Raw genomic sequence first — 7,722 nt, forward strand, 5'->3', positions numbered from 1 at the left:
AGGTCACCGCTGACGCAGCATAAGCCTATGACCCGCAGCGCTGCCGATATTCAGGACGCTTTAACCCGGTTTGACGGGGTGCGTGTGGCGGTTTTGCAGAAGGTTTTGGCGGCGGATTTGCAGCCGGAGGCCGAAGAGGAACTGCTGGCCCGGCTGGACGGGCCGGATCAGATCGGCGCCACCTGGCTGGTCAAGGCCCTGGCCGAGGCAGGCCGGTTGAGTGATGCCCGGATGGCGGCGGTCTTTGCCAGCCTGCCGGAGCTGACGGAACCGGATGCGGTTCTGCATCTTCTGCAGACGGTGCAGCATGCGCCCCATGCGGCCCGGCCCCATCGGCAGGTATTGCTGCGGTTTGCGGCTGCGCGCAAACTGCTGGTCCGGGTCTGGGCCTTTGACGCCTATTGCCGTCTGGCCGAGGGTGATGCGGAACGGGCCGATGCGCGGGAGCGGATTGCCCGGGCCCTTACAGACCGGTCCAAGGCAATGCAGGCGCGCGCGCGGGCCCTGGCACGGGTGTTCGGGATGGAGGATGCCGACCGCTCATAGGGGCCATTGCCCGCTGTTACGGTGTCAGAAGATCATCATGAAAGGCGGCGACAACGGGTGCGTGATCCGGTTCGGGGAATTTCCTGTCGCCCCTGAAAGCCAGCGATTCATCCGGCAGAATCTCATTGTGAATCTCCGTATGGCTGAAGGCGGACAACATTCGGCGCGAGACCAGAATATGGTCAATCATTTCCCCCTGACCGTGATGGTAAAGCGTGAAGCGGGCGCTTTCCGGCACATTGTCCTCCAAGGGGACCATGACCCTTTCGGCCAATGCGCCATTGCCGGTTTCCTCGACCCGGCCGCGCAGGGCGACCACCGGCACCTCATCGGATTTGGCGTTGAAATCCCCAAGGATCAGGATCGCCGCACCCGGGTCTTCGGTGAAGATATCATCAATGACCAGCCGCGCCTCCAGCGCCGCGCCCACCCGTTTGACCGAGGACAGGAAAAACCCCTCGGCCCAGCCAGAGGCGTTTTTCCAGGTGTAGCTGTCTTCCATCAGCGGGCTGAAGGCGGAGGCAAGCTTGGATTTGAAATGCACATTCACGATATGCAGCACCGCGCCCCCCGGCGCCTGTACCTTGAGGTAAAGCAGCGGGCGTTCCCACCGCACCGGTTTGGCCTCCTGATCCCCGGCGACGGTGCGTTTGAAAACCGGCGCATCCATACGATCCTGATTGATCTGCTCCTGCGACAAAACCTGCCAATCCGCCGGAATTGCGGTGACCAGATTGCGCTCATTATACGCCTCATTTCCGCTTTCGGTCTTGGTGTGGAGCAAGTGATGATTGGCATACCGGGTGCCGCCAAGCAGGTCTTTCAGGGCCAGAATATCCCGCTTCTCTCCATCCCTTTCCTGACCGTTTATTTCCTGAAAACAAATGATATCTGCCCGCAGCCGTTCCAGCGCGGGGCGAATGATTGCAGCGCGTTCTGCGAAACTGGGGGCGCTGTCGGGGCTGGTATCTTCATCAAGGTTTTCGAGATTATATGTGGCAATGCGAAACATGGGTGGAACTCCTATGATGCAAATTGGCGATTAACAGGATTCCACCCCAGTGTAACACTTGCGCGAAAAGATTGGGCTTCCCATCTATGGCTCAAGGCCTGCAACGCTTCCCGTGCCGCATCAGGGCGGGGGCAGGGACAGGCGCTTTGAGAAGGAGAGACGTGATGAACTTTGAAAAGTTCACCGATCGCGCACGCGGGTTTGTGCAGGCTGCGCAGACCATTGCGCAGCGCGAAGACCACCAGAAACTGGCCCCGGAACATCTGCTGAAAGCATTGATGGATGATGAGCAGGGTCTTGCCTACAATCTGATCACGCGCGCAGGTGGCGACCCGGCCCGGGTTGTTGATGCGCTGGATGTGGCGATGGGCAAACTGCCCAAGGTGACGGGCGATGCCGGGCAGCTTTATCTGGATGGCCAGACCACGAAAGTGTTGAGCGAAGCCGAGAAACTGGCGGGCAAGGCAGGTGACAGTTTTGTCCCTGTTGAACGTTTGCTGACCGCGCTGGCGATGGTGAAATCAGCGGCGAAAACCGCGCTTGAAGCCGGTGCTGTGAATGCGCAAAGCCTGAATGCGGCGATCAATGACATCCGCAAGGGGCGCACGGCCGACAGCGCCAGTGCCGAGGATAATTATGAAGCGCTGGGCAAATATGCCCGCGACCTGACCGAGGCCGCGCGCGAGGGCAAGATTGACCCGATCATCGGCCGGGATGAGGAGATCAGGCGTGCGATGCAGGTGCTTAGCCGCCGGACCAAGAACAACCCGGTGCTGATCGGTGAACCGGGTGTGGGGAAGACCGCGATTGCGGAAGGCCTTGCGCTGCGGATCATCGACGGGGATGTGCCCGAAAGCCTGCGCAACAAGATTCTGATGGCGCTGGATATGGGGGCCCTGATTGCAGGCGCGAAATACCGCGGCGAGTTTGAGGAACGGCTGAAAGCGGTCCTGAACGAGATCAGCGCCGCCGCCGGTGAGATCATCCTGTTCATTGACGAGATGCACACGCTGGTGGGTGCGGGCAAAACCGATGGTGCGATGGATGCGGCCAATCTGATCAAACCGGCGCTTGCGCGGGGGGAATTGCATTGCGTCGGCGCCACCACCCTGGATGAATACCGCAAATATGTTGAGAAAGACGCAGCCCTGGCGCGGCGGTTCCAGCCCCTGATGGTTGAGGAACCGACGGTTGAGGACACGATCTCGATCCTGCGGGGCATCAAGGAGAAATATGAGCTTCACCACGGGGTACGCATTTCCGATGGCGCATTGGTGGCCGCAGCACAGTTGAGCCAGCGCTACATCACTGATCGTTTCCTGCCGGACAAGGCGATTGACCTTGTGGATGAGGCAGCCTCGCGCCTGCGGATGGAGGTGGACAGCAAACCCGAAGAACTGGACGCGCTGGACCGCGATATCCTGCAAAAGCAGATCGAGGCGGAAGCGTTGAAGAAAGAGGATGACGCGGCCTCGAAAGACCGGCTGGAGAAGCTGGAGAAGGAACTGGGCGATTTGCAGCAGCAATCCGCCGAGATGACCGCGCAATGGCAATCGGAACGCGACAAGCTGGAAAGCGCGCGCGGGCTGAAAGAGAAGCTGGATCATGCGCGGGCGGAACTGGATCAGGCCAAGCGTGCCGGTGATCTGGGCAAGGCCGGAGAGCTGTCTTACGGCGTGATCCCGGAGCTTGAGAAAGAGCTGGAGGCCGCCGAGGCGCAGGAAGACGAGATGCTGGTGGAAGAGGCGGTGCGCCCGGAACAGATCGCCTCGGTTGTCGAACGCTGGACCGGTATCCCGATGTCGCGGATGCTGGAAGGCGAGCGTGAGAAACTGCTGCGCATGGAAGACGAGATCGGCAAGCGGGTGATCGGCCAGCGCATAGCGGTGCAGGCGGTCTCGAACGCCGTGCGCCGGGCGCGGGCGGGTCTGAACGACGAAAACCGGCCTTTGGGCTCGTTCCTGATGCTGGGGCCGACCGGCGTCGGCAAGACCGAGTTGACCAAGGCGCTGGCGGAGTTCCTGTTTGACGATGATCAGGCGATGGTGCGGATCGACATGAGCGAGTTCATGGAGAAACATTCCGTCGCCCGGCTGATCGGGGCGCCGCCGGGATATGTGGGCTATGATGAGGGTGGCAAGCTGACCGAGGCGGTGCGGCGCAGACCCTATCAGGTGGTGCTGTTCGACGAGGTCGAGAAGGCCCACCCGGATGTGTTCAACGTGCTGTTGCAGGTGCTGGATGACGGGCAACTGACCGATGGGCAGGGCCGCACGGTCGATTTCAAGCAGACGCTGATCGTGCTGACCTCGAACCTGGGTGCGCAGGCGTTGAGCCAATTGCCTGATGGCGCCGATGCCTCGGACGCCAGGCGCGATGTGATGGATGCGGTGCGCGCCCATTTCCGGCCCGAGTTTCTGAACCGTCTGGATGAGACAATCATCTTCGACCGGCTCAGCCGGGCGGATATGGACGGGATCGTTGCCATTCAACTGGCGCGGCTTGAGGCGCGGCTGGCAGAGCGCAAGATCACCCTGGATCTGGATGCGGGCGCGATGACCTGGCTGGCTGATGAAGGCTATGACCCGGTCTTCGGGGCCCGCCCCCTGAAACGGGTGATCCAGCGCAGTCTTCAGGATCAGCTGGCCGAAATGATACTGGCCGGTGACGTGAAAGACGGGGACAATGTGCATGTCAGCGCCGGGGCCGACGGGTTGATTGTGGGCGATCGTGTCAGCGCATCCACCCGCAGCAAACCCGAGGATGCGGTGGTACACTGACCCGTGTGTATGGGCGGCAGGGCTTCAAGCCGGGCGCCGCGACATGCCAGTGCGCGATATCATATCCGAATCCAAAAAGGCCCCGGTGTGCGCCGGGGCCTTTTATGGTCAAGCCTGTGTCAGATGTCAGAACAGGTCTTCTATCGAGGCATCATTGTTCTGGAACAGAATGCTGTCACCCGTTGTTGTGACCAGCAGATAGCTGCTGCCAACTTCACCTGAGCTTCCGAAATCAATCAATCCGTTGGTCGCGGCATCGGATAGCGAGAACCCGTTAAGCAACACGTCATCTTCGTACAGTACGAAATCAGTGACCGTGTCATTGCCGAAGTTATAATAAAACAGGAAGGAGTCGGCGCCTTGCCCGCCTTCCAGTTTGTCATTGCCATCGCCGCCATACAGCGTGTCCTCGCCAAGCGCGCCGTCCAGCGTGTCATTGCCATAGCCACCATAGAGACGATCATCGCCAGCCTTACCGTACAGCTTGTCATTGTCGTCTTCCCCATAGAGACGGTCATCGCCTGCGCCGCCGTTCAGTTTGTCATTGCCATCTCCGCCAAAGAGAAGGTCATCGCCATCTCCGCCATTCAGCGTGTCATTGCCGTTACCGCCATAGAGACGGTCCACACCATCGCCGCCGTTCAGTTTATCATTGTCATTACCGCCATAGAGACGATCATCGCCGGCCTTGCCATTCAGCACGTCATTGCCATCGCCGCCGAGAATAGTGTCGTCACCAGACGCGCCATTGAGGGTGTCATTGTCAATGGTTCCAGTTATTTGCAAAAGGCTGGCATTCGACGCGCTGAACAGATTGGTGGAAAATTCAGCGCCGGGCGAGTCTGTGGACAAAACGGACGTATTCCGAACGCTGGTATCATTAATATTTGACATGGAGAATTCCTCGTTGATTTTAAATAAACAAATGCGATTTTTATCGCGCGCACACTGCCGAATGAGCCTCAAATATCCGATTATTGTTGTTAATAAAGGTTAAGATGAATGGGGCGCGTTTGCAATTTCTTTGTTGTGAATTTTTTAATACGTTGATCCGTTTTGATAATTCAGGATCAGGGAATGGAACCGGGTGCGGTCTTCGGTGTGAATCACCATTCGCGATCTCTGATATTGCATGAGCGCGAATGGTGATCTGATGTGTCTTACATCTTGGGTGTCTGCATCAATGTGGCAGCAACACAGCGTCGATGACGTGGATAACACCGTTGGAGGCCATGATATCGGCACTGGTCACGTTGACGGACCCGTTCAGCGTGACACCGTCCCCGGTGCCATCGGCGGCAAGGTCGTCGCCCTGTACGGTCGGGATGCGTCCGTCCTGGCCGAGGATTGCCGCCGCCGGATAGCTGTCAGGCGCCACATGATAGGTCAGGATCGCGACAAGCTGGTCGCGGTTTTCCTCCAGCAGCAGGTTTTCAACCGTCCCTTCCGGCAGGGCCGCGAAGGCCTCATCGGTGGGTGCGAAAACGGTGAACGGGCCGTCGCCACGCAATGTATCTTCCAGGCCAGCGGCCTGAACCGCTGCAACAAGGGTGTTGAAGCTGCCCGCGTTGACGGCGGTATCGACGATATCCATCGAATGGCCATCGGCGAAGGCCGGGCCGGCAAGCAGGCCGGAGGTGGCAAGGGCAAGCAATGTGCGTCGTAACATCTGGAAATCTCCCATGATTGGTCGCGGGCCATGTCCCGCAGGGCGTCAGATGGCGGTGAGAGTGGCCCGGGCAAGATCAGCGGCAGCCCGCCGACGGGCTTGACGAGACCGGGCTGTCGCCTAAGTTCGGCGAATTCGTGAAATCCAGTAAAATATTTGTGACCGGGTGTTATCCATGGTGATCGCAATCACATGGGCTTGGCTTGCCATGCGCCGCGTGATTGGAAAGATGGTGTGAAGCGGTTTGGAGATAAATATGACCTGGTACCTGCAGGCACTTGCCCTGGCCTTCTGGCTGGTGATCGGGCTTGGCACCCTTGCGATCATCGTGATCGGCATTCTGGACCGGCTTCAGAAAAGCGATGCGATCCGGCGCAATTATCCGGTGATCGGGCGGTTTCGAAGCCTGTTCAGCACATTGGGGGAGTTCTTTCGGCAGTATTTCTTTGCAATGGATCGCGAGGAATTGCCGTTCAACCGGGCGCAGCGTGACTGGGTGAAACATGCCGCCGCAGGCGCCGGCAACACGCTGGCCTTCGGGTCCACCCGGAACATCAATGTGGTCGGCACAGCTTTGTTCACGCCCAACCCGTTCCCGCCGCTGGATGACCAGTTTTCCAAATCCGAACCGATGCAGATCGGGCCCCATGCGCGCATGCCATTCATCGCGCGGTCCTTCTTCAACATTTCGGGCATGAGTTATGGTGCGATTTCCAAACCGGCCGTCCGCGCGTTGAGCCGGGGGGCCTATAAGGCGGGCATGTGGATGAACACGGGCGAGGGCGGATTGTCCCCCTATCATCTGGAAGGGGGGGCCGACATTGTCTATCAGATCGGCACGGCGAAATACGGCGTGCGCGACGCGGATGGCAATCTTGATGACGACAAGCTGCGCGAGATCGCCGGGATCCCTGAAGTGAAGATGTTCGAGTTGAAGCTGGCCCAGGGGGCAAAGCCCGGCAAGGGCGGCATTCTGCCCGCCGAGAAGATCACGCCCGAGATTGCCGGGATCCGCGGGATTCATCCCGGGCAGGACAGCCTGTCGCCCAACCGGCACAAAGAGATCAGCAATTTTGACGAGTTGCTGGATATGCTGGGCCATATCCGCGAGGTCACCGGCAAACCGGTAGGGATCAAGACGGTGATGGGCGGGCTGGACGCGTTCAATGACCTTTTCAAATGCATCAACGCGCGCGGTGCAGAGCATGCACCGGATTTCATCACACTGGACGGGGGCGAGGGGGGGACCGGGGCATCGCCCATGCCGCTGATGGATCTGGTGGGCATGTCGGTCCGCGAGGCGTTGCCGCTGCTGACGGACCTGCGCAACAAGGCGGGGCTGAAGGACCGGATTCGGATTGTGGCCTCGGGCAAGCTGGTCAATCCCGGTGATGTGGCCTGGGCCCTGGCGGCAGGGGCCGATTTTGTAACATCCGCGCGGGGGTTCATGTTCTCGCTTGGCTGCATTCAGGCGCTGAAATGTAACAAGAACACCTGCCCGACGGGTATCACCACCCATGATCCGCGCTTTCAGGCCGGGCTGGTGGTGGAGGATAAGGACAAGCGCGTTGCGATGTATGGCAAGTCGGTCGTCAAGGAGGTCGAGACGATTGCCCATTCCGTTGGCGTGTCTGAACCCAGATTGCTGCGCCGTCGCCATGTGCGTCTGGTTCAGCCAGACGGCTCGTCAATCCCGATGAACGAATTGTTCCCCT

At 59.5% G+C, this 7,722-nt stretch carries 6 protein-coding genes (1 of these 6 running past the window's edge); 3 read left to right on the top strand and 3 right to left on the bottom strand.

What is annotated here, in order from left to right; genetic code table 11:
• Nucleotides 1-27 precede the first annotated feature (27 nt).
• Complete coding sequence (locus tag E2K80_RS18260) at nt 28-546, top strand: hypothetical protein (RefSeq protein ID WP_135376294.1); 519 nt, start codon at nt 28-30, stop codon at nt 544-546.
• A 16-nt stretch (nt 547-562) separates the two neighbouring features.
• On the opposite strand, the gene E2K80_RS18265 is transcribed toward E2K80_RS18260, so the two are convergent.
• Nucleotides 563-1,558, bottom strand: coding sequence for an endonuclease/exonuclease/phosphatase family protein (locus E2K80_RS18265; RefSeq protein WP_135376295.1), 996 nt, complete (start codon nt 1,556-1,558; stop codon nt 563-565).
• A 164-nt stretch (nt 1,559-1,722) separates the two neighbouring features.
• Here E2K80_RS18265 and clpB point away from each other — a divergent pair, with 164 nt between their 5' ends.
• Nucleotides 1,723-4,338 (top strand): ATP-dependent chaperone ClpB, encoded by a 2,616-nt coding sequence (gene clpB, locus E2K80_RS18270; protein ID WP_135376296.1) that lies wholly within the window; start codon nt 1,723-1,725, stop codon nt 4,336-4,338.
• 126 nt (nt 4,339-4,464) lie between these two features.
• On the opposite strand, the gene E2K80_RS19855 is transcribed toward clpB, so the two are convergent.
• Complete coding sequence (locus tag E2K80_RS19855; protein ID WP_135376297.1) at nt 4,465-5,232, bottom strand: calcium-binding protein; 768 nt, start codon at nt 5,230-5,232, stop codon at nt 4,465-4,467.
• Nucleotides 5,233-5,518: 286 nt separating this feature from the next.
• A complete protein-coding gene (locus tag E2K80_RS18280; RefSeq protein WP_135376298.1) occupies nt 5,519-6,007 on the bottom strand; it encodes a fasciclin domain-containing protein in 489 nt (162 codons plus the stop codon).
• A gap of 256 nt (nt 6,008-6,263) precedes the next feature.
• Between E2K80_RS18280 and E2K80_RS18285 the strand changes: the two genes are divergently transcribed.
• On the top strand, nt 6,264-7,722 hold the 5' portion of the coding sequence (locus E2K80_RS18285) for an FMN-binding glutamate synthase family protein (RefSeq protein WP_135376299.1). It continues 29 nt past the right edge of the window; 1,459 of the gene's 1,488 nt are visible here — the first part of the coding sequence; the start codon lies at nt 6,264-6,266; the stop codon falls past the right edge of the window.

It is taken from the genome of Rhodophyticola sp. CCM32, from assembly GCF_004751985.1.
Taxonomy (GTDB): Bacteria; Pseudomonadota; Alphaproteobacteria; order Rhodobacterales; family Rhodobacteraceae; genus Rhodophyticola.